The organism is Gordonia hankookensis (assembly GCF_014673215.1).
GTDB classification, from domain to species: domain Bacteria; phylum Actinomycetota; class Actinomycetes; order Mycobacteriales; family Mycobacteriaceae; genus Gordonia; species Gordonia hankookensis.
In genome coordinates, this window is record NZ_JACWMS010000002.1 from 1361135 (window position 1) to 1387101 (window position 25967).

Annotated in this window: 16 protein-coding genes and 1 pseudogene; 6 read left to right on the top strand and 11 right to left on the bottom strand. The window is 62.7% G+C overall.

The genetic code is table 11. The features are described from left to right. Positions 1-760: 760 nt before the first annotated feature. Positions 761-4120: a TM0106 family RecB-like putative nuclease gene (locus IDF66_RS13420; RefSeq protein ID WP_190267204.1), complete on the top strand. Its 3360-nt coding sequence runs from the start codon at positions 761-763 to the stop codon at positions 4118-4120. Positions 4121-4739: 619 nt separating this feature from the next. Beyond that, positions 4740-5177 carry a hypothetical protein gene (locus IDF66_RS13425; protein ID WP_190267205.1) on the top strand — a complete coding sequence of 146 codons (438 nt, stop codon included), beginning with the start codon at positions 4740-4742 and terminating at the stop codon, positions 5175-5177. Positions 5178-5279: 102 nt separating this feature from the next. On the opposite strand, the gene IDF66_RS13430 is transcribed toward IDF66_RS13425, so the two are convergent. Then, complete coding sequence (locus tag IDF66_RS13430) at positions 5280-6494, bottom strand: McrC family protein (protein WP_190267206.1); 1215 nt, start codon at positions 6492-6494, stop codon at positions 5280-5282. Beyond that, on the bottom strand, positions 6494-8737 hold the full coding sequence (locus IDF66_RS13435) for an McrB family protein (RefSeq protein ID WP_190267207.1): 2244 nt from the start codon (positions 8735-8737) through the stop codon (positions 6494-6496). Before IDF66_RS13435 ends, IDF66_RS13430 begins: the two co-directional genes overlap by 1 nt. A 663-nt stretch (positions 8738-9400) precedes the next feature. On the opposite strand from IDF66_RS13435, the pseudogene IDF66_RS23810 reads away from it, so the two are divergent. Continuing rightward, positions 9401-9939: pseudogene (locus IDF66_RS23810) on the top strand (hypothetical protein); the annotation flags it as partial. Between the two features lie 139 nt (positions 9940-10078). Here the strand turns inward: IDF66_RS23810 and IDF66_RS13440 are convergent. From IDF66_RS13440 to IDF66_RS23820, 6 genes are all read right to left on the bottom strand, one after another. Next, on the bottom strand, positions 10079-12157 hold the full coding sequence (locus IDF66_RS13440; protein ID WP_190267208.1) for a DUF3883 domain-containing protein: 2079 nt from the start codon (positions 12155-12157) through the stop codon (positions 10079-10081). Next, positions 12157-12774 carry a hypothetical protein gene (locus IDF66_RS13445; RefSeq protein WP_190267209.1) on the bottom strand — a complete coding sequence of 206 codons (618 nt, stop codon included), beginning with the start codon at positions 12772-12774 and terminating at the stop codon, positions 12157-12159. Before IDF66_RS13445 ends, IDF66_RS13440 begins: the two co-directional genes overlap by 1 nt. Positions 12775-13823: 1049 nt before the next feature. Continuing rightward, on the bottom strand, positions 13824-14240 hold the full coding sequence (locus tag IDF66_RS13450) for a DUF6054 family protein (RefSeq protein ID WP_317628687.1): 417 nt from the start codon (positions 14238-14240) through the stop codon (positions 13824-13826). Next, entirely contained in the window at positions 14225-14608 is a 384-nt protein-coding gene (locus IDF66_RS23815; RefSeq protein ID WP_223309446.1) for a hypothetical protein, read from the bottom strand. Before IDF66_RS23815 ends, IDF66_RS13450 begins: the two co-directional genes overlap by 16 nt. A gap of 477 nt (positions 14609-15085) precedes the next feature. Further along, complete coding sequence (locus IDF66_RS13460; RefSeq protein WP_223309447.1) at positions 15086-17464, bottom strand: TPR repeat region-containing protein; 2379 nt, start codon at positions 17462-17464, stop codon at positions 15086-15088. Continuing rightward, complete coding sequence (locus tag IDF66_RS23820) at positions 17461-17784, bottom strand: invasin (protein ID WP_223309448.1); 324 nt, start codon at positions 17782-17784, stop codon at positions 17461-17463. The genes IDF66_RS13460 and IDF66_RS23820 overlap by 4 nt, the downstream gene beginning before the upstream one ends. 855 nt (positions 17785-18639) lie before the next feature. On the opposite strand from IDF66_RS23820, the gene IDF66_RS13465 reads away from it, so the two are divergent. Beyond that, entirely contained in the window at positions 18640-18984 is a 345-nt protein-coding gene (locus IDF66_RS13465; protein WP_190267211.1) for a hypothetical protein, read from the top strand. A gap of 61 nt (positions 18985-19045) precedes the next feature. On the opposite strand, the gene IDF66_RS13470 is transcribed toward IDF66_RS13465, so the two are convergent. Then, entirely contained in the window at positions 19046-20854 is a 1809-nt protein-coding gene (locus tag IDF66_RS13470) for a serpin family protein (protein ID WP_190267212.1), read from the bottom strand. Positions 20855-21131: 277 nt separating this feature from the next. Here IDF66_RS13470 and IDF66_RS13475 point away from each other — a divergent pair, with 277 nt between their 5' ends. Both IDF66_RS13475 and IDF66_RS13480 read left to right on the top strand, forming a co-directional pair. Beyond that, on the top strand, positions 21132-22475 hold the full coding sequence (locus IDF66_RS13475; protein ID WP_190267213.1) for a vWA domain-containing protein: 1344 nt from the start codon (positions 21132-21134) through the stop codon (positions 22473-22475). Positions 22476-22585: 110 nt separating this feature from the next. Beyond that, positions 22586-23392: a cutinase family protein gene (locus IDF66_RS13480; RefSeq protein WP_190267214.1), complete on the top strand. Its 807-nt coding sequence runs from the start codon at positions 22586-22588 to the stop codon at positions 23390-23392. Between the two features lie 183 nt (positions 23393-23575). Here IDF66_RS13480 and IDF66_RS13485 read toward each other — a convergent pair whose 3' ends face one another. After that, positions 23576-25066, bottom strand: coding sequence for a serine hydrolase domain-containing protein (locus IDF66_RS13485; RefSeq protein ID WP_317628688.1), 1491 nt, complete (start codon positions 25064-25066; stop codon positions 23576-23578). Positions 25067-25136: 70 nt separating this feature from the next. Continuing rightward, on the bottom strand, positions 25137-25946 hold the full coding sequence (locus IDF66_RS13490) for an alpha/beta fold hydrolase (RefSeq protein WP_223309449.1): 810 nt from the start codon (positions 25944-25946) through the stop codon (positions 25137-25139). Between the last annotated feature and the right edge of the window lie 21 nt (positions 25947-25967).

A 25967-nucleotide genomic window follows, 5' to 3' on the forward strand; every position in this document is an offset into this window, starting at 1 on the left:
GGTCAGTGGTGTGGGTGCGGGCCGATGGTCGTTCCCCGCAGCGGACTCATGGCCATGGGGCCATCAAGAGCATCTCGACATCGTAGATAGCCCATCGAGTCTTGCCGTCCTAACCTGATCGTGAGGCGTCAATCAAAAGCGATGGAGGAGGCTTCCGGTGAGCCGCTCGAGTTCCTCGAGTGACCGGGCACAGTGCGTGTCATACCACCCCGGCCATCGAGTGCATTGGATTCAAGCCCGCAAGACCCACGACGAAGGTCAGAGCATGGCCCGAGTGTCCGCGACCGTGCGCGATGACGATTCGATCCGGCTTAGAGGTCAGGGTCTCGACGAAAGCATGTGGAGTCATGACCTTGACAGCCTCCGTCGCTACAGCGGGGATGTGCTGGCACACGCCATCTGGCTCCCTCGCCTTCACGTCCTGGTTGTCAACGGAGCGATGTTCAGCCTCGCAGCGTCGGATGCACGCACGCCGTGCATTCCCGATGACGCCAGCCGCGAACCGTCCGGCGACGATGTTTCCGTAGAAGCGCCCCGGCACGTCGACGAACGCGGTTGATTCACAATTCCGTGGTCAGGCGATCTCCATGAATGAGCAAGGGCTTTCGCGACGCGGATACACCCAACCTGTCGTAGATCCTGTGCAAGATGGGGTCGTGCCTTTCACCCGCGATAGCCACGGAGCATCGATCAGACGGCGTAGGCAGTGCCATACGTGGGTCGCCCGCCTAGGTTCCCTTCTGCCAGACGGGACGGACTGGTGACCGGCCGGACAGCATCGCAGCGGTTACTGACCCCGTCGAAGGTGACGGCGTGGTTGGATTGCCCGCATTATCTGACGTTGCGCAGCCAAGTCGAAGATGGGGTGCTCGAAGAGCCCGGCTCATTGTTCGGGTCTTTCGCCGAACTGCTGAAGTCGAAGGGACTCGATCATGAATCTGAATGCCTGGCGGAATATGCGCGCCAGGGTATGCGGATTCGGCACGTGCAGGACAAGGCGAAGGATCAGTCCTTCGCGTCCTGGGTCACGAGCATCGGAAACCCATTCTCTGAGGAATGGGATGTCGCGTACCAGATGCCGTTCATCCGCGGCGGCATTCGTGGCGTGGCCGACTTCGTGGTGCGGGTACAGAACCCGGCCACCGGCGCGGTGTCCTATGAGCCGGTGGACGCCAAACTTGCTCGGGCGGAGGCCAAGCCCGGGCATGTGTTGCAGTTGTGCTTCTATGCCGACGCCATCGAGGAACTGACGGGCATCAGGCCAGAGCACATGCACATCTGGCTGGGCTCTGGTCAGATGGAGACGCTTCGGGTCAGCGAATTCCGACCGTACTGGCGGCGCCTGCGAGGTCGCTTGTCTCGCGCGCTCGCAGACGGACCCGCAGCGGATACGGTGGCCGAGCCGTGTGCCCACTGTGCGTTCTGCGAGTTCAGCCAGATTTGCGACCAGCAATGGCGGGAAGCCGATTCGCTGATCTACGTCGCGGGAATCCGTACGACCGATATCGAGACGCTCACCGACTCGGGGATCTCGACGTTGACGGAACTCGCAAACCCGAGCAGCAGCGCTGCCGAGCTCCTGGCGCCCGAACGTCTGGCACGTCTGCAGGGGCAGGCCTCCCTACAAGTGCAGGCACGGCAGCGGCCCGACGATCCGCCCCCATTCGAGATGATCGCGTCGGGCGAGGAGCCGTGGGGTCACGGCTTGGAGAAGCTTCCGGAACCGGATGAGGGCGATGTGTTCCTGGACTTCGAAGGACACCCGTTCTGGCGAGCTGATGCCGGCCTGTTCTTCCTGTTCGGGTTGATCGAGCAGGACCCCGGCGGCCAGTGGGGCTACCGCACCTGGTGGGCTCACGACCTCGATGAGGAAGCAGTCGCGGTGACAGAGCTGATCGACTACCTTGCCGAACGTCGAAACCAGTTCCCCGATATGCACGTGTACCACTACAACCACACCGAACGCTCGGCGCTGGAAAGGATGGCCGAGACGCACGGTGCGGGTGAGGTGGCGCTGGCCGAGCTGATCGACACCGGCGCATTCGTCGACCTCCTCCTCGTGGCCCGCAACAGCATTCAGGTTGGGGTCGAGTCCTACGGGTTGAAGCAGATCGAGCGGTTGACCGAGTTCGAGCGCACCCATGAGATCGATCAAGGTGCGGGCGCAGTCGTGCAGTACGAGCGATTCATGGCAGATCAGAGCCCGGAGCACCTCACCCCGATCGCCGCCTACAACGAAGACGATGTCCGTGCGACCCGTGCCTTGCGCGACTGGCTGGTCGATCACCGCCCCAACGAAATGCCCTGGCGTGAATCGCATGTCGAGCCTGATCCCGACCTCCCCGAATTGAACGAGACCGTCGAACGGCTACATCGGTTCGACATCGGCACACTCGAGCACGACCTCGGCGATCTTCTGTGCTATTGGCGGGATGAATGGTTCGCCTACCTGGCCCCGAAGAAGGTGAAGCTCGAGGCCGACCCACTCGACCTGATGGATGATCCCGAGGTCATCAGCGACCTAAGACCTGCGGGGTTGGTAGAGCGAATCGGCGCCCGGGGCAACGCGATCACACCGGCGATGCGATTCTCGTTCACACCCCAGGAACTCGATCGGTTCGGCCGCAGCGACGCGACCGTCATGTTCAGTACTTCGGATGGCGAGCGCAGGTACTGCAGCATTGTCGGTCTCGATCGTGAAGCCGGGTTCGTCGACCTCCAGTGGAACAAGCAACTGCAGGAAGCGCAGGTCTTCCCTCGCGTGGTGGTTCTGCACGACTGGGTGACGACGGAGGTGAAGTTCGAGGCTCTTGAAGCCTTCGGGAAAGACTTGCTCGATGAGCGGTCGCCGAACCCGGCCACCTTGGCACTGCTACGCCGAGACCTCCCTCGATTCAGGGATAACGGCCCGACAAATGGTGTGTTCGTCGACGACCTCAAAAACATGGCAAGCTGGGTGACCCAACTCGAGAACAGTTGCGTGGCGGTCCAGGGGCCACCGGGCACGGGCAAGACCTACAGTGCCGCACGCTTGATTCGGCAGCTGGTGCGCGCGGGGAAACGAGTCGGAATCACCGCGGTCAGCCACCATGCGATTGGCAATGTGCTCGAGGCCGTGGTCGCCGCGTTCGCAGAGAGCGGCGAGCTCCCTCTGCTGACTGCTGTGTGCAACCCCGGAGGCAGTTCGGTGCGGCGCTTGGCCGATGTGGCCTATTTCCGCGACAACAAGAAATGCGCAAAGGATGAGTTCAACGTGGTTGCCGGCACCACCTGGCTCTTCACCAACCAGGCGATGCGCGCCGCCCCGGTCGACGTGTTGCTGGTCGACGAGGCCGGACAACTCGCCCTCGCCGACGCCCTCGCCGCTTCCACATCGGCCCGCAGCATGATCCTGCTCGGCGACCCGCTGCAGCTACCGCAAGTAGCACAGGCCAACCATCCGGGCATCTCCGGCCGCAGCGTGCTCGAGCACATCGTCGGCGACGAGGTCACCCTCCCTGACGACAGAGGAGTCTTCTTACATCAGACTCGCCGTATGCATCCCGCACTGTGCCAGTTCCTCTCCGAGCAGATCTACGACAACCGGTTGCTCAGCCACGACGACTGCGCCGGCCAGTCGACGGCTGCGGGGACCGGGTTGCGCTGGATACGTGCAGACCACCAGGGCAACCGCACCTCCTCCGCGCAGGAAGCAGACCTCATCGCGGCGGAACTGTTGACGCTGATCGGCGCCGACTGGACCAATCAGAACGGGGAGACGAAACCACTTGAGGCGGAGGACTTCATGGTCGTGGCCCCTTTCAACGACCAGGTAACCACGATCCGTGCGCGGCTGGCGGAGGAGGCGGTCCTGTCGGACGTTCCGGTGGGGACGGTCGACAAGTTCCAAGGCCGTGAGGCGGCCGCAGTGTTCTTCAGCATGACCACTTCCAGCGGCGAAGACTTGACGCGTGGAGTGGACTTTCTGTTCTCCCGCAACAGACTCAACGTCGCGATAAGCCGCGCCCGCTGTCTGGCATACCTGGTCTGCACCGAGGAGCTTCTCAATACACGTGCTCGCACCGTCGAAGACATGAGGCTGATAGGCACGCTGAACGCTGTGGTCGAAGCGGCGGGGTAGTCGGTGCAGATCGCGAGCCGAACTCCGCGCCAGCGCGACCGTTGTATCCCGACAGCCTGGTTTGCGTCACACTCGAAAGTCAGGGCGGTTGGCCGCTGCTCACTCTTCGTAGAGATCGGCAACTTCAGCGCGCCGCTTCGCCTCCTCCTCGGCGCGCAACTTCGCCGTCCGCAGGTGTGCGTATCTGCGCCCGTAGCTGTTCCGGTCCAGGCGGTCGGCAGGATTGTCGGGCTGGTCCGGTGGCGTGTTTTCGTCAGGTCCGTATCGACTAGTCATTGTTCATCCCTCGTGCAGTTTGGGCTCGTCGTGTGCCGAGACGCAATCGTGATGATCGCGAGTGGCGGAGCTCCCTGTCCAGCAATTCGACAGAATCGACATGTCGACGGGCCGCCGGGGACGACAGCGACGGCCGGAGATGATCCTGGGCGACTTCCGCAGATGCCGCGGCTCGCTTCGCCCACGCGTCATATACTCAGCGCCGCGTGCGTCAAGGAAGGTGCTTCCGCCCCGGATTGTCCACGCGACAGGGTGAGGTTACGGAAAGTACTCCCTCATAGGTAGACGTGATCGCGCTTGAGGGGCGACTCCGGGAACGCGACGGCAGTCAGATGGGAGACACGTGGATATCGAATCGGAGTCAGAAACCGAACCGTGGGATGCCGACCCAGTTGACCAGCTTCCGCCGGTCATCGAGCCGGGACGGATCAGCCTGACTCTCTGGTCGGCGCCGTACTGGACAGACGAGATGATGGCCTGGGATGTCGAGTTCTCGTGGACCGGCGGCCGCGAAGCCGAGTGGTACCAAGACATCAGCATGTCGACCGGCGGCCTCTCGGTCATGTCCAGTGCTCCCACGCATGGAACAGCGACCTGGGAGAACGGTCGAGATCTGCACCTCACCTACAGTTCAGCTGAACTTGATCTGGACGGCGAGGATGTGTTGAAAGGCGCCGCGCCGACCGCTGGACCGCCGGATTCGGACGAGGTGATGCGGTCACCGCAGGTCTGGGTGAAACTCGCCGAGACGGTGTTGGGTTTCGTTCACGGTCTCATGTAGTTCACTGCCTGAACGTTCGGCGACGGATGCTCTGCCGAAACTTGCTGACATGTAGTTGCTTGCAGGCGGATGTTCGCGCCGGATCGTCAAACCTGAGCCGGCCTAAGCCAATGTCGACGGTACGGTTCTGGAGCCCGCCGCCGCGGTAGCAATTACCTGACCGAGGTCCGAGAGCTCTTGCTCAACCTGCCCGGGAGAACCACTGAGGTCGAGCGACCTCAGAACCAGCCTCGTCCCGGCATGCCGGACGATGACAGTCCTGCTACCGTCTTCGTCGTTCTCGTGACGACAGTAAATGAGCACGCCCTCGGGCAGGTCCAACGCCGTGGTGTAGGCGAGGAGTTGGTAGTAGTCCCCGCTTCGGCCGCGTCCGTCTTTGGCGAGCTTGTACTTGATGTCGCCGACGTACAGCGGCTCGCCACGCGGGTTGCGGAACAGCAGATCCGGCATCATAGTCACCCGTCGCCCCGTACCCAGATGCACGATCGGCTCATCTATCACATCGAGACGCCCCCTCAGTTCGCGTCTCAAGCGTTCGGTGACGAAACGCTGGAAGAGGTCGTTCATGTCGATCATGAAGGACGATGCGGATGCGGTTCCCTGGGAGTCGGTGAGTGTGAGGTTTGCGAGGACGAGCCGGGCGAGTCCCAACGCGGGTGCATAGTGCTGGTTCAGACGGCTCAGTTGGATGCGGTCGACGTCGTCGGGGGCGACTGTCTGGTCCGCGACTCCGTCGAGCGCCACGAGTTGACGCATCAATCGTTGTCGGTCGGTCGGATCGATCCGGGGAACGCGAAGTGCACGTTGGACTGCGGCCCGCAGAACCCGGTTCTCCGCGATGTCTTCGGTGAAGTCGTCGAACGTGCACGCCACCGGTGTGAGAACTCCCGCGCGCCGGAACTGCCGTGGCACGTCCAGTCGACCGCGCAGGGCAATCACGGTCTCTTCTACGGTCTTGTAGGACCGCAACACTCCGCGCGCCAGCGTTGTCTCGAGGGCCCGTGCAAAGAAGGCGATCACGGACGGAAGCAGATCTGATGAGACATCGTACTCGAATGCCTCTCGGCGCCAGGCATTGTGGGGAAGTCCTGGCTCTAGGAGCAGAAAGAGATTCTCAGGGTTGATCTTCGGGCGGATGAGCAATCGGATGTCACCTACGACCAGTGTTCCGACATACGATGTCGCCGTGACGCGCCACCGAGCACCCGGTGCAGGCGTTACTGCGACGAAACCGGTCGATTGGAGAACCTCGGCTTGCGTGCGCGTCAGGTCGAGGTCTCGAAACTCATACTCCCTGAGGACCACTCCTGCATTCATCAGATCTCCGGCTCGCCGCCGTCTGACATCTCGCCGATCGATTCGCCTGCCAAGTCGTTGAAGCGTTTCCACACCTGGTCGAATCGGAAGTAGTTGATCCGTGTGGCGTCGCCGAAGAACTGGTCCTCGATGAATGGTTCGACGTCATATACCCAGATGCGTTGCAAGGCATCTTTGTCCAGCCCGCGCTTCATGAAGTGGCTCGGTCCGAGTTGCAGGTGAGGTCCACCGAGCTCACGCTCGAGCTCATCGTTGACCTGTGCGACCACGTCTCCCACCCAAGCCGGTTCACCTTCCCGCTCGAGCCAGCGAGCGAGCAGTCCAGCCATCGGACCGTGATTCGGAAAGAACGGGACGAAGTGAAATCGTCGTCGGAGTGCCGCGTCGACCAAGGCGATGGACCGATCGGCTGTATTCATCGTTCCGATGAACCAGATGTCTTTGGACAACTCGAACGGGTCGTCGGGGCGATACAGAGTTCGAACCGGAGTGTTTCGATACTCGAAGAGAAAGAGTAACTCGCCGAGCACCTTTGGCAGATTCGCGCGGTTGATCTCGTCGATGATCATGAGATGGCGCCGCCCCGGCGCATCGTTGGCGCGGGCCGCAAGCTCGGCGAGCGGACCGCGCTGCAGTCGGTAGGTCATGAGGCCGTCAGCATCGGTCTCGGGTCGGTACCCCTCGAAGAAATCTTCGTACGAGGTCGACGGATGGAACTGGACGACAGGCCGACGTGCAGGGTCGGGGACCAGTGCCTCTGCCAGTTTGCGGGCAAAGTATGTCTTCCCAGTTCCGGGTGGGCCATAGAACACGACCTGCTTCTTGTCTTTGAGCAGTGCCACGATGTCGTCGACGAAGCTGCGGTCGACGAGCATCTGCTCAGCGAGATCGTCGAGAGGATCGACGACGGGCTCGAGGCTCGGACTCTGGTCGTGTTCGGCGTACCAGTATAGGAACGCGCCCATGCCGAGGGGATCACCGGGGAAGAAGCGGTCGAGTCGTGCGTGGAGAGCGTCGTTGGAAGCGACTTGAAGCTCGCCGCGTCCGGCCGCGTCCGGCGCCGCGATGCCCATCAGCTTGAGCATCCGGAGCTTGCCCTTGGGGCCGGTGTACGGGTACACGGTAATGAACTTCTCCGGATGGGTGATAGCGAGCATCTTCATCATCACCGACTCGCCGAACCCTCTGACCCGAAGGGTTTCGTCCTCCAGTGCCCGGTTGATTCGTATCGCCGGCGCGTCGTCTCCCCAACAGACGTATGAGAATGTGTCGATGATGCGCTGATACTCGGTGTCGTCCGCATCACGGATGCTCTTGTTGAGCGTCGACATCGGGCCGGTACCGCCGTAGCGCTGTGTGTTCCAAATGGGACGGAGGTCGGCGCGGTCGACAATTGACAGCTCCTCAGGATCAAGTAGCTGTGCAAAATCGCGACGATCTGCTTTGTCTTGTTCATGGCCGGGTGTCGGGTAGCCGGTCGCGGATTTGAACTCCGCCACTATGGCAGTCAAGCCGTCGTCGTTCGCATCCATGGTGGTGGTGTCACCGTTAAGTTCTGCCATGATCGGTGCGATGTCGCGGGCTGCTTGGAGAACCTCAGCTCGTAGATCCAGCGATGGGAACGTCGACCGGTCGAACCAGCGCGCGTAGATCACTTCGCCTGTGCCGCCGCCGGTGAACCCGACGTCTCGGCCGACACGTGACCTTCCTGCGAGGACCTCGTAACCTTCCAGCGGATGGCTGTTGATCACTTCGACGGCGTGCTCGGTCGCTCCGGGTTGGGCATCGGGGAATGGGCGAAGTCCGACGGCAAGTCCGTTCGCGTTGAGCCAGAGTCGGAGCGACAGGCCGTAGGTGCCGGGTACGCGCCAATCAGTCCAGAGATCGCCGCGTGGCCACACGGTATCCCACATCACGCCGGGGGTATGTGCCTTTAGGGTTCGTCCGGCGGCCTCGGCGACGGACGACTCGAGGGCGGAGCCGATGTGTTGTGCGACCGCTACCAAAGCGGCTGCGTTGTCCCGGTACAACTCCGGGTCGTCACCCCGGTTCTTCGCCCCTTCGCGGAGAGCGGCACGCTCGCAAAGGACTTCGTCGAGGAGAACCGGGCGCTCGTCCGCCCACCAGGCAGCCACCTGCTCGAAGCGGCGCGGGTCCCCGTCGATCTCTGTTGCGCACCGGAAGAGCTCAGCGTATCTCTCGCCCTGGTCGTCGAACTCCGAGTTCCCGGTCAGGTAGGTCATGTACTCGGCCGACTTCGGCCACGCCGCCGGCCATGCCGCCGAATCGTCGAGAGCCCAGTAGTAGGAGGCGACGAACGGTGCGCGTTTGGGGCTCGGGTGGGCGCCGACCCGAATCTCCTGGAGGTGGTCGGCGAGTAGACGGACCTTTCGAACGGCGTCGTCGAGGCCTTCAGGAGTCGACAGCGCGTCGAGCAGCACACTCACGGCGATGTCGGGGTCGGGCGACATCTTGTTGATCTGGTTGATGATCATCTGCCCGGCGGTACCGCTGTATCCGGATTCGAAGTTGCGTACCCAGCGATCGGTATCGGCTTGGAACTTGCTCAAATCCCGAGACCGGCCGAGTGTCTCGAGGAACTGACGCGCTTCGGACGCATGCGGGGTGAGGCGCGCCTCTCTCCATGAGATGCGTGTCTCGTCACCTGCGGCGTTGAACCGGGCGACGTGTGCTCGGTGCCACCGCTGCCGAAGCTCGACCTCTCGCACGTCGATGTCCTCACGGTCGGTCATTGCTACCTCCTCGCCTCGTCGAGGGTAGCGATTCGCGCCAAGGCCTGAGATGGCTTTGCAATCGACGCGCGAGGCGCCGGGAGTTTGTGGACACGGTCGGCGTCGGCTTGACGTCGATGGTCGCCGAACCCGCTGCAGGGCGACGGTTAGCCGCCGAAATTCATCGATCCTGTCGACCGGGCACGCCAGGCCTGCTACGCATTACGCGACTATGTGGAACTCGATCCCCGATGGACGCCAGGCCGAATCCGGTGGGACCACATGGTGGTGCTGCCACAATCGGAGATCCCCGCCGACTTCTCGCTGCCGGACTGTCCACGCTGGAAGATCATCGACCGCAACCAGCTCGACCAGCTCATGCGGGTGCGGTTCATCGCCTGCGCCCCGACGAAGGCGCAGGATGCGGCGGATGACCAGATCGACGTTCGGATGGCCCGAGGACATCGCACTCCTGACGACGGGGAGGCGTCATCCCGAGCAGGTCGAGCGGCAGGCCGAAGGCAACAAGTCTTACTGGGATACCTTCTGGGACGAGGATCAGGTGTTCTATGGTCACGTCCTCGGTTTCAAACGTCTCGAGCGACGTGTCGTCGTGCTCGGGCTGAACGAGCCAAAGCCGCGAGATCGGTCGAAAGAGTGCTTGTATGTGGTACTTTCGCGTGCGCCAGATCAGCTCGTCGTGTGGAGATTAAGACTTTGTTCGACAGGTCGGGGGACCGGATGTTGCGAGGCGGTTGGGAGTCTGAATCGGGCTACCGGCCTGTTGTGCGCCGCTCGATTTGCAGCATCGCCGAGACCGAAACGCTACGCCATATTCGGTCCGTCCGTCGATCACGCCGACCAGCCATCCTGACCGCGCAGGTCCGCACGAACAGTCTGTGGTTGCGAGTTCCGAAGAACCTGATCGGCTTCGTAGATGGTCACTTCGGGCTCGTCGCTCAGAGTATGTGTCACCACCGCGAGCTCCCACGCATCGTCATGCTCCGCGACCCGGCACTCGTTGGCTGTGAGCAGCACTATCGGTAATGACCCACTCACTCCTTTGACCTCGACGTGCCACTCCTCGCCCGCAGGGGTCGTGACCGTGAGATCCCAACCCATGTTGAAGGTGTGGACGTCGTCTACCGCTGCCTGCCAGTGGGTCTCGTAGTACTGCGTGACCGCGTCCATCGCCGCTTGTTCGACGAGTGCGTTGTTCTTGGGTGAGCCGAATGCTGCACCGTATGGGCCGAGGGTCACGGTGGTCAGCGGGACGTCATCCGGCGCAGGCCATGGCGGCAACAGCGGCTCGAGTGCGGCCAGCTGAGACCGAGAGATCCAGGAGGGATTGGAGCCCTGGGGGACGGTGAAGACCTCAAGGTCGGAGAGATCGGGAACAGCGGCGATGTCGCCGGCGCGGAGACGGTCGGGCTCGTCGAGAATTCGAATTGCGGTTGGAACTATGTGGCGAACCCGAGCGGCGTGGTCATCGTCCTTCCAGTAGCCACCGCCGAGACCACTGGTTTCGTAACTGCCGCCGGTCGTCCATCCGATACCCCAGATTCCGCGAGGCGCGGAGCCGTCTCGGGTGCCGGACATCCACAGGATCGCTCTCTGTCCGGCAGTGATCATCTGCGAGCGGTAGTTGTCGGCGACGCTCCACCCGTCAACGAACGATTCTCCGTCGGCAATCTCAGCAGGCAGATCGTAGATGTCGGGATTGCACTTGAATACCCAAGCACCCAAATCATGCTCGGTGACTGCGCGATTGGTCATTCGGGACTCCGTACTCTGAGATTGTGGCGTAGCCGGTTGTTGAGGTCTGGTCGGCGATGACACACCGCCACCAACCTGGCTCATCCAGGTGTGCGGGTCATCTGATCGGAGTGTGCTCGGATCGATGGAGTACGTGCGACCGTCGTCCCCGAACAGCTCGTGCACGACTCCAGGACCCCAGGCCGAACTGCTGCTGACCTGCCGAGGCAAGTACTCACCGACGATGATGCGCCCGGGTTCGGTAACGCGCGAGAACGGCCGGTATACGCCCGGTGGAGCGGTGGCAATACGTGCACGAACCCCTGTGACAGTGTGTTCGGACGGTAGCGGTTGATAGGCTTCGTCGTCCTCGGTCCATGTGTAATCGCATTCGCCGCATCGGTATTCAGGTGTGAACGGAGACGTAATTACACAACCGGCGATATCGGTGCCGGGGCCAGGCGGTCCCGCGGGCATACCCCAGATCACCTGGAAGGTCCGTGTCGCCGAGCAACTTGGGCACAGCGGTCGGAACCCGAACATCACGTCGTCAGCCCCCGGAGCCAACGGACGGTGCAAGCGGTCGTGGCACGATGCGCAGACGGTGAGCGGCCCGGTCCCGAAGAAGTCCTGTTCCAGATCATCGACGAGCGCGTGCAGTTCCCACTCGGCTGCGTCGTATGGGTGTTCTCCACAGCATGCGCACGGTGCCCAACTGTCCGGACCCGGCCAGTCGGCCACCTCGGCGAGGCAGCCGCGTTCGTCGAGTTCGCGCCAGGGTGTCGGATCCGACGCCTCTGCATTGATCGCCTGGATCAACCGTTCGCCGAGTTCCTGCTCGAGAGTGGCGGTTCCGGCCGGGAGTGTGGTGGCAAGCCGGGCTTCGATCGAGGCGATCGACAGACCGAAGTCGAACGGCCCCATATAGGTGTGTTCGTCGGAGCGTGTTGCGTTCGAGGCGGTCTCGGATTCCTCGACGACGATGATCGCCGGTGTGTGGCTGTCAGTCGTGACAACAACAAATAGATCGCCGGCGTCCCACCGTTCGGGAAAGCCGAATCGCAAGTCGTGTATCTCGACATCGTCGTCGGGGTTGAAATAGCAGTCGACTGCTTGCTGCCACGGTGTAGCCGTGACCAGGTGGACGCGGCTGATGAGCTTCGGGGAGTCGGTCATCAGGCGAGGTTTCTGCGCGCGTAGTTCCAAACCGCGTGATCCAACTCGGTGGCGTTGACGTCCCGCTTCGCCGCGACGGCTGTAAGCCATTGTCGGGCCTCGTGCGACGTGACGTGATGGCCCACCGCCTTCTCGACGAACCGGAGAATCCACGTGTCAGCTTTGATATCCGGGCTGCCGAGGAGCATTCCTAGGTAGGACCACGTCACCGGACCGCAGCCCTTGACCGACAGATACGCGGTCTTCTGGTCCGGTGTACTGCCGAACTGGCGTGCGTGGTGAACATCGGCGTCGATGAGTGCTCGTGCCGCATCGACGACGATCGCGGCCTTCAGTCGTCCGCTCGCACGCGAAGAGTTGCCGACTATGCGAACGAAATCTGCCGGGTCGACCTGTGCGAGGACGTCGAGGTCGTCGAGGGGGCGAGCTTGATAGTCGCGCCATCTGCTGACTACGGCACGTACGCCGCTGTGGGGGCCGCCATAGCGCGCTTGGATGGAGAACACGGCATCGATCAAGGCCGCTTCGATCTCGCCGGGCCAGCCGCCTGGCCAAGTAGTAAGGCTGTCATGGAGTGTGCTGGTGATGTAGCTGTCCAGCGTTTCAACCTGGTCCACGAGATCTCTCCTCAACCGCTTGTGGGCGTCCGCAGTGTGATCGCGGACACGGGGGAGACTGTTACCGTCTGACCTTGCGGAACCGACGGCGGCCAACAAGTGACTTCCAGCTTGTCAGGGGGCGATACTCTTCCTGCCGTCTGCCGGGCGATCCTGGTCATCGGCCTGATGGAAACGATGCGAACAAGTCAGTCTTTGGAGAGACACCATGGGCGAGGTCGTTGAGCTCGGCGGCACTGCAGCGATTCTGGCCGTGGCGGTGAACCAGAGGCAGTCCCCCTGCCGACATCTCCCGGCGCACCGATCTTCGACCCTCATTCGTCCGTTCGAAATGTCGGTGCCCTGACACCGTTGACCTGGTCGCGATCAACGAAGCGTCCTGCGGTGTCATTCGCGTGAATGGAGGGTCCTGGACGTGTCGGAGGTCGTTCGCATCGTTGTTAGGATCTGACCGCAGAAGAGAACGGCTGAGCCTGGGGGAGCGAATGCTGGTTGATCCTGAGATCCTGCGTGTCAGCGATCACGTAATTCCCCAGGTTGACGGGGTTGTCCGTCACGTAATTCCCCACCCTGAGGCGTGTCTGCCGGAGTTGGGGTGCTGCTACAGGTTCGCTCCTGACATCTGAGGTGTGTCTGAGTTAATCCGGCCCGATGCCGAATTAAGTCAGACGCAGAACACACGGGTGGGGAACTTCGGTGAGCACACCTGGGGAACTTTCTTGAGCCTCGTCATAAGCAAGCAGCGCGTAAACACCGGCGGTGGCTGCGGCGTCCCTACACCAACGATCGGCATCCAGAAGAAGATCAACCCCGCGCCGTTGACGGTTTAGAGCGGGTCGCAGGCGGAGCCGACCTTCTGCTGCTGACATACTCGACGCAGTCGCGGCCGACGGATCGTTCTGTAGTGTCATCCGCGTGAATGGACCGTCTTCGGGTTCTCTGTTCAATCTCGTGCCAGGCGAATAACACTCGCGTTGCACCACGAGGCGGAGGCTGCACGAGCAGTGGCACCTAGGTTCAAGCAACGCTTCTGTTTGCCCAGGTTGCGGCTAGGAGGACTGGCGTTCGACGATTGTGTCCACAAGTCGAATGAACTGCGACAGGAACGCGTCTTCGCCGTAGGAGTTGACCTTCCAGAAGATCGCCTGGCTGCCGCCGGACGTAATAGCGACGAGGCCAAGATCTCGTTCGTGTCCCACCAGTGTCACTGTGAGACTCAGGCGGTTGGCGCCGACCATGCTGTAGCGCTCGAAGACCATTGTCGAACAACGAACGTCACCGACGTTTAGGTCGCTCGAGTCCTCGAAGCTCGCCGACGAACTACCGGAGAGGACGCCTCGGTGGATTGCGCGTGCGACTTCGTCGAAGTCGCCGGTGAATGTGCGCTCGTGTTTAGCCATGTGCTCTGTCTCCGGGTCAGCGTGGTGCTGTTTCGGCAGGTTGCAAGCGGTCAGGGTGCGGGCCACGCCGGCGATTGGGGCAGAGTGGGAAATCCTTCATCGCCGAACAGCTTCGGGATCAACACTGCGACATCACCATCAGGCGCAATAGGATTCTGGCCGCGGTATGCCGGGATCTGATCGAGCATGCCTGCTGCCCATATCGTGCAGGGTTGCTCGCTGACGGGCGGTTCGGGCGTGCGGGTTGTGGCCCATGGCACTGCGTCGAACTTCCACGGATAGAACACGTCGAATTGCGGTGCACGCGTGCCTGTTCCCGTTGCGGCTTCGCGTTGAACGTTCGCACGCGGATCTACCGCTTGTGGAGGGAGTTTGGCGGTGAAGCTGAATTCGTAGGCACTGAGGTAGTCGCTCTCTGGTTCCGAAGTGGCCACCTCAGCTCTACCGCTGCCCAGGTAACATCCGCGTGCAGACACCTCTGCGTGCGAAGCCCGAATCTGCGCGATATGCGCGTACATGGTGCCGAAGAGAGCGGGAAACGTACCCTCAGGCCCTTTCGGTGGGTAGAGACAACCTATCCTGTTCTCGACGCTTGGCTGTGGAGCGGCGTTGAGAGCGCCGGGGTAGGTGGCCTTCCTCCCATACACAGATAGCTGACAGGACTCCAGATAAGCCCGTGCGAGCTCGGCAGGTCTGCTGTACAGATCAATTCCATCGGTAGCTGACCAGACGACATTGTATGGACCTGCGATGTCAGTGGGGTAGCGGTAATCCTGCGGCGAGACAGGAGTAGGTGCGGTCCTCGAGCTGATCGTGAGCGATTGTTCAGCGGGTGAATCCGGAGTCGCACAAGCGGTCCCAGTAGCCAAAGCCATGATGACTAGCGCCGCTGCGACGCACTTCAACTTCATCTAGCTCGAACCGTTCAGAATAATGTCGTCGTAGTTGTCGGGGTCAGTGGGATCGAAATTCATTGTTCCCTGGTGGTTTCCAGTGCTGGTGCCCGCCCGAAGCGATGCCAACAGCTTCTCGTTTCCTAGTGCGCTCTCCATCGCGCTCAAGAGTTCACCTCGGTCCCCCTTGTGCTCTGAAAGGATATCTGCGAGTGGCTTGAGTTGCCCATCGTCGCTGAACCACTCCGCGGGCGCTCCGGCATCTGGTGTTGCTTGGACTCCTTCGAGAGCGCCGTACACGAGGTGGATCTCGTCCTCAGCTGCCGTGCCGCCGGTTCCGGCAGGCGTCGGGGGTCGGAATTCAAGGTCTCCCGCGGATTCGTCGGGCAAAAGCCAGGGACCCGCGACTGCCCCTGCAGTTCCCGCTGTCATCGCGGCTGGATGCGGGACACTAGTCAATCCGGCAGATGCCGAACTGACTATGTCCCTGATTCGTTTGCTGGCTGCGTTCTCCGCATCCGTGCTCGCATTCTCGTCAATCTGGAGATCGTATTCGGCTCCGTAGAGTCCAGACTGACCTAGTGCGCGAAGATTTGCACTGAGCTCCGCCAACGATCGCGCTCGGTGTGGTTCTGAGGACGCCAGTTCGCCCGCGGCAGTGCCGTTGCGAACTGTCTGATCAAGGATGTCCCGGTAGAGATCCGCGCCCGCGCCAGTGCCGTCTGGGTTCTCCGGTGTCGCGGCGCCGTAGGTGTTGTCGCTCGCGATAAGCGTGAAGAGCCTTGCGGCGCGGCGCTGCAGTTCCTCGGACGGTACGGCCGGATCGAATCCTGGATGGCCATGGGGTCCTGACTCGCCTCCGGCGAGGATGTTCAGATACGGCAGGGATGCCTCGCGGAGGGATTGCGCAATATGTGGATTTATCTTCCCGATGGCATCGCCAGAAGTGTTGGCGTTCATCAGATCTGAAAAATTATTGGAGTCCGCGGTGGAGGTGGTGTAGTCGAATAGTCCACTGAATGCGCGATCTGCGAGCGCGATCTTGGTAGGGTCACCGCTCCCGCCATCATCGCGAATCCAATCGATGAGATCCCCCGCGGCGTCGCCCCCATCATCCCAATCGTGTTTGAGCGCGTACCCGACCATTGTGTCCCTGTCATAGTCGGCAAGCTTCTCGCCGGTGGAGTATTCGCCGGTGAGGATGGCAGCTGACGCCTCGTGGTTTCTGGTACCCACCTCCATGAAGGTCCGAATCGTCGACTCGTAGTTGCGTTTCAACGCGTCCGGGTCATCCCTGCCCGTTCCGTAGACCATTTCGGGATGCTCGATACCCTCCACCGTTCGGCCGGCGCCCCCAACGCTCTTTCGGATGAGTTCGGTGCCGAATCGTTCTCCCGGCGGCGTCGATCCGGAATTGCTCAACAGACCGGCGAGCGGAACGTCGAGGCTCGCGATGCGCCGGTTGTCCATCGAGTTGTGGTTACCCGCCCAGTCCTGCGCCCACCCAGGTAGGTACTGATACCCGGTATTTGCGCCGACGTCCTCGTTCGACAGGGTGAGCAGACCCTGGCCGAGCGCCTTCGACCAGGCGTCTCCGGCGGGTGTCTGCATGCCATCGAACTTGGACTGCAAGTCGAACAGACCGTCTGAACCCACCGAACCGTAGAACATGTGTAGGTACTCCTGGGCGCCGCGCGGGACGTCGTCCAGCTTCTCGCCGTTCAACAGCCGGGCGATCTGCTCGTCGCTCAGACCAGCGGCGCGCAAACTGCGTCCGACCTCGGCGGCTTCTTCGTCCGTCCATCCATCGGCGGCCATCTGGCCGTGGCGTCGACCATCTTGCGCGCTGAGGGTAAGCGCCGGCGGTGCGATGGAATGTAGATTCCCGACGGCAGTCCGTATGTGAGCGGCGTGATCGGACGCGGTGGTCGCCAGCTCGTCAGCCCTGCCCTTCACGAAGTCGGTCATCTCGCGTTCCATATCGGCGATCTGCCCCGGAGTCAGGTCCTCGTCCTCCTTCGGGACGTACCGCATCTTCCACGAGGGGTCGGATTCGCTGACCAGCACGAAGCGCTGCGAGGTGGCTCCAAGAAGGGCGCCGTTCACCGAGGTCTTCGATGAGTCGATAGCCGCGGCGGCGCTGTTCAACGCGGTCTGGAGATCATCGACTTTGCCGGCGACTCTCTTCGCCCATCCGTTCTGGTCACTTGCGCGAACGTTGGCCGCTGACCTGGCATCACCGGCCCAGGACGTGGTGGGCACCTGGTCGACCACGCGTTCAGCGGCTTCGGAGTTCTCTCGTATGGCGTCTGCGAGGTCGGTCAGTTGTACCGCCGCCAGCTCCCATGGCCGCCACGAATCCATGATCGCCTTGGTGAGGGGTGGGTGCCCACTCATCGGGGTGACTCGTTCTCCGGGAGAGTGGACAGGGTGCGAAACTTGGTCGCGTTCTCGTCGTCTGCGTCGACCGAGATCGCCCGAGCGGCGCGTACAGCGGAAGCGAACGTCTCCCACTGTCCGGACACCGCAGTCTGAGCCTGAGTCAGTTTCGTCGTTGCGTCGGAACCGGCGCCGACGAGTGGTGAGTTCGGCATCGCCGCGTTGATGGTTGCGGTGACATCGGGTCTAGGTGCAGATTCGATGAAGTGCCCCATCCCCTCCAAAGCGCCCGCGATGCCGTCCATGGCGCCTGGATTGACGGTGAATTCCCCGCTCATCGTTCCCCCCGATGGTCGTTGTGAGCACGTGGCTTGGTGCGCATTCTACGTCGCCTATCTCGCTCACCGATCATCGGGACGGATCAGTCGCATCCATCTCGGAGGTGGCTTGCACCAGGTCTCCGTCCAGGTCGAAGCCGGTACGCAGCGCCAACATGCTTGGCAAGGCAGCGTGTGGTCGCATCGCCGAACTCCTCCACTTGAACGAACCGATCGAGTCGAATATGCGCATCAGTGTCTGGACGCGAACTGCCGGACGCGGTGGTGGGCGGAACCAAGAGTTGGTCGACCGCCTCGCATCTGAGGCCCGCTCTGAGGGTTCTGTTGAACCGGAGGAGACAGGCTGCCAAGTATGCCGGCCTTGCCTGTGGCGTCGGGGATGTCGTCACTGCTGGCAGTGGTGCAGACGCTTGCCGCGCCACGATTGCCGGTTTGGGTAGTGTCGCCGGCGGGTGGGGATGCGGTGCAGCAGGTGCCGCGATACCGATGCCCGGCGTCAATGTGGTGGCAGCGGCGTTCTCGGCGCGGGTGGCGCGTGGGCGTTCGGTTGAGTTGGTTCTGAGATAGGTAAGGCGGTCTGCTATTGAGTCGCGCTCATGTCACTGACGACGCCGGCTGGGACAACGTGCGAAGGAAGACCGGCGCGCTTGGTATCGTCATCGCGCTGCTCGCTGCCTTCGGAGTGTTCTGGGCGGGTGGTCGGGGCCGTGCTACTCGGCTCCCTGCAGCCCCTCATTGCCGTCGGCACCTGGGGGATCGGCGCGATGCTGGTAGTTGTGGCGCCGGTTACTCTCCTGGCAGTGGCGAAGAACCGAAGGTTCTGGACGTCGGTCCTCTGGGGCGAGGTGGCTGTCTGTGTCGTCGGCGGAATCTGGGCGTGGTCGCTGTGGTGAGGGAGGAAACGCCGAACTTCAGGCACGACCAACCGTCTGGTGGTTCGCTCCGGAGGTCGCGTTCGGCATCGCGATCGTTGTCAGCGTGTCGTTTCAGCAAACAGTTTGCCGAGACAGCCTTGTCCCGCCGGTGATCGCGCTCCTGGCACTCGCTGGGGTGGGACCGCTTGCGTGGCTTGATCAGTCATGTCGTCGTGAGTTCGGATCGATTGCTCGCGCTGGCATCTGGATCGCGGCGACCTCGTCTTTGGTGGTGGAGGTGCTGATCCCGCTGGGGCTGGTGATGTGCGGTTTCAGCGAGCTTTGAGGTTCGGAGAATGCCAGCGAGTACTGTCCGCGCGGTCTGGCATTCTCGACGATCGGCACTCTCAACTCTGCTTTCGAGGAAAGTCGATGGGCCAGCACCAGATTCTTGCACCCTCCTCCGTCAGTCGAGTGTGCTCATTGACGCGGATCAGAAGGTCTGCGTCGTGGCTCCGCCGCACCCGGTACGCAAAGCCCCCATGAGGCGAGAGCCCCGCCAGAGGCGGGAGATTCGGATCGAACTCGACCACGAGGTTCTCGTCGTCCAGCTTTCGCCACCAGGATCGAAGTCTCTTGAGTGCGTCGGCGCTCATGCCCTTCCCCGAAGTCGCCATGTACTCACCATGATCACGAAGCCTTCGGCACGGCACCGACTTGCCGTGGCCGCTCGTCGTCTGCCACGGCCAGCTCTTGTTGACAATCTGACGTGGTGACAGCTGGGCGTCGTAGGTCTTCAAGTGCCACGAAACGGCCTGTCGGGTTACACCAAACATTGCCGCTATCTGAGATTGGTTGTAGCCCTTGGTCTTCAACTCCTCGATCACAGCTTTGCTCAGCCCGCCTTTGCAGTTGCTCGGCAGATCAACCTCGCTGCACACAGTGCTCTGATCGAACGGACTGCAGACCCAACCCGCGACGACCGCGAGACGACTGGGTCGATGCACTGCGAGGAAGCCGAATGGACGCTCGAAACTGACCTCAGCAACCTTGATCGCGTACCGGTCCCGGCTGGGCGCGCCGGTGGGCATGAGAGCAAACGCAGAGACGGCGGCGGCCTCGAACCCGCCACTGTAGAACCGTGCCAACACACTCTGTGCGCCGCGAGAGACGTATAGCGGGACGGCACTCAGCAAGGGAAGGTGTGACGTGGCCGGGTTTGTCACGGACTGCAACCCGAAGAGGTCGGTGTAGTCCAGCAGGTCGTGCCGGGAATTGATGTCAAACGCAGGGAGGCGCAGCCGAAGCTGATTCTCCGGGGTGCTCGCCTGTACCTCCTTGACCGTCAGGCCGGGGGCATCACCGACGAAATCGCTCGCTAGGTCGACCTGGGCCTCACCCGCCAGTTCTCGCAACCCGGCGGATAGCACGTCGCCCGCTGGGAGTGCGCCAACGAGTAAGTGGACGTCGACGTCGCCGTCTCCCTCCACCACAACTCGAGTCACGCCGCCGTCGAGAACAGCGGCAGTCTTGATTTCGGGCGTGGTGCGGTCGAGCCAGTGCTGCTCGGGGGCGTCTCCGTCATCGTCGTGTCGTTTGCGTTGATAGCTGTCGAACGGCGTACGCCATTGCACCCGTGTGACCAGAGCAGAGGCCATCACGAGTTTGCTCTGGGGGCTGACGTCGAGGGGGAAGCGACGGATGAGCCCGTCTGTCTGGTCGGCTGCCCACTGATCGAGCGGCGCCTGTTCGGTCAGCTGACCGAACACACCCTCAGGTAGCTGCGATGTCCACTCGTCACGTAGCGGGATTCCGTTGCGTGCCCAGATGCCGACAGCGGCGTTGGTCGAGGAGCCCGACCTGAGAATGTCGACCAGTTCAAGCGCGTCACGTTGGGCGGAATCTGACGGGCGCTCGATCGCTTCGGCAAGTTCAGTGCTCGCCGGTTCATCGGCAGCTGAGGCAAGGAGTGCCAGCAGTGGCCAGACTCCGGCCCCCGAAACGACGTAGTCGTCATCAGACTGGGACGCGCACCAACGAGCGGTCAGCGTATTCACCGCAGCAACGACCGGGCTGATCCGCGGCGAGTGTGTCGAGTCGGCCGAAGGTGCCGAGTCGCGGCGTGCCTCTTCCGACAGAGCTTGCGAGGGGTGAGACAGTTCAGGACCGTGCTCGATGATCGTGTCCGACAGACTTTGTCGGTGTGCATTGCGCATGGCCGGAATCATTACATGAGCAGGTGACACTGACACGACGTCATGTGCAATTCGCTCGGCAGGTTCAAGAGCTGTCCAGTCCTAGCAGGCGTGACGATTTCAAGGAGTGAAGGGCAGCCGCCTGGGGCGTCCATTGATCGCCAGGCGTTGCCAACGGCTGGTCCGCAGGAGCACGAGGTAAGTAGTGTGCGTAGCCAATTGGTACGAGTGGGCTACAGACATCGCCGCTGAGCTGTCGCTAATGTCCGGTTTCGTGTCTCCTTACCGGCGCTTGGCCGTGGCCGCCGCCATCGGCGTGATTGGTGCAACGTTCGTCGCGTGTGGTTCAAGTGATGGGATGCCAGGGACGACCTCGGCGTCGAATTCAGCTGTCGCAACGAGTCCGACGCCCACGGTGGTAGTGCTTGATGCATCGGATTCGATGAACACAGACGACGCGCCGGGTCTGCGCATCGATGCCGCGAAATCGGCGGTGACCGCGCTGGTGGACTCGCTGCCGGACACCGCAAAGATCGGGGTGACCGTGTTCGGTGGAAGCGTCCCATCCGAGCGGGGCCCGAGAAGGGGCTGCACTGATGTGCAGACTGTGTCGCAGTTGGCGGCGCTCGACACTCGGGATCCGCGACCCGAGATCGCCGCGGTGACGGCTCAGGGATGGTCGCCGGTAGGCGGTGCGTTGCTGGCGGCTGCCCAACCTCTGGCAGGTGCAGAGGGGGCAATTGTCCTTGTCTCCGACGGAGAAGCAACTTGTCCGCCAGATCCATGCGTGACCGCCGAGCAGATCCGGTCAGCGAATCCAGAAATCACGATCAGTGCGATCGGACTGAAGACGGACTCCGAGCAACTCCGTTGCATCGCGAATGCCGGAGGTGGAGTGTTCGTCACGGCTGATAACACCGAACAGTTGACAGCACGATTGTCTACGGTGCAGTCCGTCGACGCAGCGGAAAGCCTGAGTGCCGAGGGGCTGTACGGCATATCGCTGGGAGAGTCGCTCGGCGACATTCAGAAGTCTCATGCCGACTTCCCGTCCGGAGGCGGGGCGGCAGTGGTCGAGTGGCGAGAGTGCAGATGGCACTTCGAAGGCGGGACTCTGACGCAGATCGAGCCGATCAACGATACCGTGACCATCGACGGCGTGAGGCGTGGAACGCCGATGTCACGGCTTGTGGAACTCTTCGGCGCACCGATCCAGGTCGATGAAACCGTCAAGCGTGCGTACTTCACCGCAAATGAGGCACTGGGAACAGCGTTCGTGGTCGACTACGACGGCGACACAAGCAACGGGACGGTACGCGCGATCAGCCTCTGTAAGTGCCTGCCGGAACAGAAGACTCCGGAACTCACGGCGCCGGTGCAGGAGAAGAACTGCGGCCCCACAGCCGCTTTCCCGAAACTGCGGGTCATCTCTTCCGGCGTGAGCTGTCAGGAGGGCCTGCGTCTGATCGAGAGGTACGTGGCCGATCCGAGGACCCAGGCCGGCGACCGGGGTGCGCAGGTAGGCGAATGGGCGTGCAACATTTTCGGCGCAGCGCAGACAGATGCCGGTGAGCCCGTCGTGAAGTGTGAACGCCCAGACGGGGCAACCGTCGACGTGCGAGCTCCACGTGCTCCCGGCTGACATGGACGGGAACTGAGTAACACGCGTCCAATAAGACGGTCCGTCGCGTATTGCGCAGACCACGGGCGGCAAGGACATGAACGGGAACTCCGTTCGGAGAGTGGTGAATGATGGCTGATGACCGCGTTCGACGTGGCCGCCCGAACCTTCGCATGGTGGCTGTGTGCTTTGCCGCCTGCTTGGGAGTGATCGTGCACAGTTCTGCGGAAGCAGCAGCGGCGCTGACGACCAAGCAAACGCAGTGCACCAATCTGGTTGTGCTCGGTGCCCGCGGTTCGGGGCAGGGGATGAATGAAGGCAAGGCGCCGGGCTTCGGGCCGCAGGCATCGGGCGCGGCTCGAGCGGCGGTCGCCCGCGTCACACGCAGCGGTTCGGTCCGCTTCGCGAAGCTTCCTTACGACGCGGTCAAGCTCGGCACAGTCTTTCAGAACATGGCCAACGGAAAATACAACGGGAGCGTCCAGAGTGGAGCGAAACTCCTTCGCTCGGTGTTGACGAGCATTAAGAAGTCGTGTGGCACCAGGACTGCTTTCCTGCTTGTCGGGTACAGCCAGGGTGCCGAAGTCATCAGAACTGCGGTGGCGAGCGGTCTTGCCCGTGACGTGCGTGACCGAATCGCTGGGATCGGACTCATCGGCGATCCCACCTATCGAGGTCTCGCCCGGTCACCCATCGATGCCGGTACACACGACAACTTCGGTGGTCTCGTCGTCGGCAAGGGGCGCCGGAGTGGGGGTGCGATCCCTGCCGATCTGAGCGCCAACACAGTGCATCTGTGTCAACCCCGTGATCCTGTGTGCAACAACGTAGCCGCGCTCAAAGAGGTAGAACACACGCAGTACTATGTCTCAACTGCTTCGCAAGGTCGAATTGGTGCGTCCATCTACAACAGGCTGGCGGCCAACGGTTTCCGTTGACCTGCTCTCCGGAGGGTCGGTGCGATTACTTGCTGAAGCCCATGGCGGACGCCGTCAGCCCATCAGTGGCGGTGGAGGGAATAGCCCGGGCTCTAGTGGATCGGCCGGATCAGTCGAGTCGACCGACGCGCTCCACAGACTGCGACAAGGATTTTGTTGATAGCGGGAGCGTGCGCGAGTGAGTCACCCATCTCTCCTCCCCGGCGAACCGGGCAACCCCGGAACACACGTCACCGCAAAGCAACCCGGATTCCCCTGCAGTGGCGCCCGGAGCGGCTTCGACCCGCATGCGATCACCGTGCAGTCCTTCGGCGCATACGGTCCGACGCCGAGCGCACCCAGCGCCACATTCGGGTCGGCGAACTGCACAGGATCGAAGTTCAGGTTCATCGTCGGCTGATACGGACCAAGAGCTGGGAGTCGAGGCGATCGGAATGCGGCGGCGAGTCGTCGGAAGAACTCATGGTAGAGCTCGCTGTTGAGGCTCGCGCTCAGCACGGTGCCCGGGTCGGGGGAGACGTCGCCGAGGAAGCCGTTCCAGCTCACCAGCAGGCCGAGACTCGGCACGATGAAGTTGTTCTGCTGCAGGAACCCGACCATCGCGTAGGCGTCCGACGGGAGCCCGGCGAGGGGTGCGAGGTTGGACGTCTGTCGCGACGGGAACGACGGCCCGGTACACGGAGAGCTGTTGACCCAGAACAGATATCCGTAGCAGCGATTCGCCGACGACGGCGACCGCAACTGCCGGATGTACCCCGAATCGATGATTCGCTTGCCGTGCCACACGCCGTCGTTGACCATCAGCAGGCCGAGTCGCGAGTAGTCGGCGGGCGGCATGAACAGAAAGGCGTAGCCGTAGGTGTTGCCGCTGCGATCGCGGGTCCAGAAGTAGTCACTTTTCTTGATGCCCAACGGGCCAAACAAGTTTCGCTGCGCGAATGCCTGCAGATCCTCGCCGACGGCATGCTGCACCACATAGGCGAGCAGGTCCGGGCCGTGCTGGGTGTACTCGAAGAACGTGCCCGGACGGTGCTCGACCGGCAGCGCGAGCGCTTCTCTGCCGATGTTGGGGTCGACGTCGAGGCCGGCGGTCAGCGCCTCGCTGATGATCGACTGCCGCAGACCCGACGTCTGCGTGAGCAGATCCCGGACAGTGATCGCGGCGTGCGCCTTGTCGACCTCACCGGCCGGGAGGTAGCGCGCGATCGAGGCACCCAGGTCGAGTTTGCCCTGCGTGTACGCGATCCCCGCCAGCATGGACACGACGCTCTTGGTGGAGCTGAACAGATTCCACGGGGTGTTCCCGGTCAGCGAGTTGAGCGGCCCCGTCCCGACCAGACAGTTGTTACGGAACACCTGGATGTGGGTGCGCATCCGCGATGCGGCGAACGCGATGGCGTCGTCGAGGCGGCGTTTGTCCAAGCCGACCGCCGATGGGGCAGCGGTCTGCGGATTACCGGAGCCGGACGGTTCGGCGCACTGCTGCTGTTGCCGAGGACCGGCGGGGGCAGCGTAACTCTCGCCCGGTGACAGGCCGACGACCATGCCGACAGCCACGAGCAGCGACACTACAAGCGCCGCCAGAAGGCGACGGCCGGGAACACCCCGACGACGAACGCGACCGACCATGAGAACCCCCTCGATGCCGCGGTGCACCATCTCGGATGGTGGCACGTCAGCAGCGTCAGGGTCAGCAGTTCACGAGTATCCGCAGTTCAGAAGGCTGCAATCAGGGAGCGCAGCATCACCCGGCCGCCTGCCGGATCACTCCCGCCACGGCCGCCGGATGCGAGACCAGCGACGCGTGCGACGACGCGATCTCCGTCGTACGTGCACGTATCCGCTTGGCCGCGTCGCGCTGGGCGGCGGGCGGGATCACTCGGTCGTTCGCCGACACCACGTACCAGCTCGGTGTCGTCGCCCATGACGGCCGCCCGCTGAGTTCGAGGTTGGCCGACGCCGCGAACGACTTCTGATGGGCGAGCATCGTCTTGATCGCGGCGGGGCTGACGTCCTGGGCGAAGATCTTCGGGAATGCCGACGCCTCGATGTAGGCGTCGAGGTTGTATCCGCCGACACCCGCCGAGTCACGCACGACCTTGAGCTGTAACGCGGGCGGTAGCAACTGGCTGCCCGGGTACTGCAGCGGGTTGATCGCCGAGGCGATCGGCTCGCCGGCGCCCGGGGCGAACGCGGCGACGTACACGAGACGCGTGACCTTCGGGTCGTGGATGTTGGTGATGACGGCGCCACCGTAGGAGTGCCCGACGAGGACGACCGGGCCGGGCAGGGTGCGGATGGTGCGGTCGACCACCGCCGAATCATGGGCCGGGCCGCGCAACGGATTGTCCACCGCCACCACGCGATAACCCTCTCGCCGAAGGATCGAGGCGACACCGTCCCAACTCGTCTTGTCGGCGAACGCGCCGTGCACCAGCACGATCGTCGGCCGCGGCGCCGCTTGCGCTGTCGGCACCGCGCACGTGAGCGTGATGCCGATGGCACAGAGAGCAACAGTGAGCGTCGCCAGCATGCGGCTCAGACGTCGGGACATGGCATTCTCCTCGGATCGGTG

What these genes read in the sequence shown, in the direction of transcription:
- IDF66_RS13430 (WP_190267206.1), bottom strand. Translation starts at nt 6,494, where the DNA reads ATGAATGCAGGAGTGGTCCTCAGGGAGTATGAGTTTCGAGACCTCGAC.
- IDF66_RS13490 (WP_223309449.1), bottom strand. Translation starts at nt 25,946, where the DNA reads ATGTCCCGACGTCTGAGCCGCATGCTGGCGACGCTCACTGTTGCTCTC.
- IDF66_RS23820 (WP_223309448.1), bottom strand. Translation starts at nt 17,784, where the DNA reads ATGAGCGGGGAATTCACCGTCAATCCAGGCGCCATGGACGGCATCGCG.
- IDF66_RS13460 (WP_223309447.1), bottom strand. Translation starts at nt 17,464, where the DNA reads ATGAGTGGGCACCCACCCCTCACCAAGGCGATCATGGATTCGTGGCGG.
- IDF66_RS13480 (WP_190267214.1), top strand. Translation starts at nt 22,586, where the DNA reads ATGGCTGATGACCGCGTTCGACGTGGCCGCCCGAACCTTCGCATGGTG.
- IDF66_RS13440 (WP_190267208.1), bottom strand. Translation starts at nt 12,157, where the DNA reads ATGACCGACTCCCCGAAGCTCATCAGCCGCGTCCACCTGGTCACGGCT.
- IDF66_RS13435 (WP_190267207.1), bottom strand. Translation starts at nt 8,737, where the DNA reads ATGACCTACCTGACCGGGAACTCGGAGTTCGACGACCAGGGCGAGAGA.
- IDF66_RS13470 (WP_190267212.1), bottom strand. Translation starts at nt 20,854, where the DNA reads ATGCGCAATGCACACCGACAAAGTCTGTCGGACACGATCATCGAGCAC.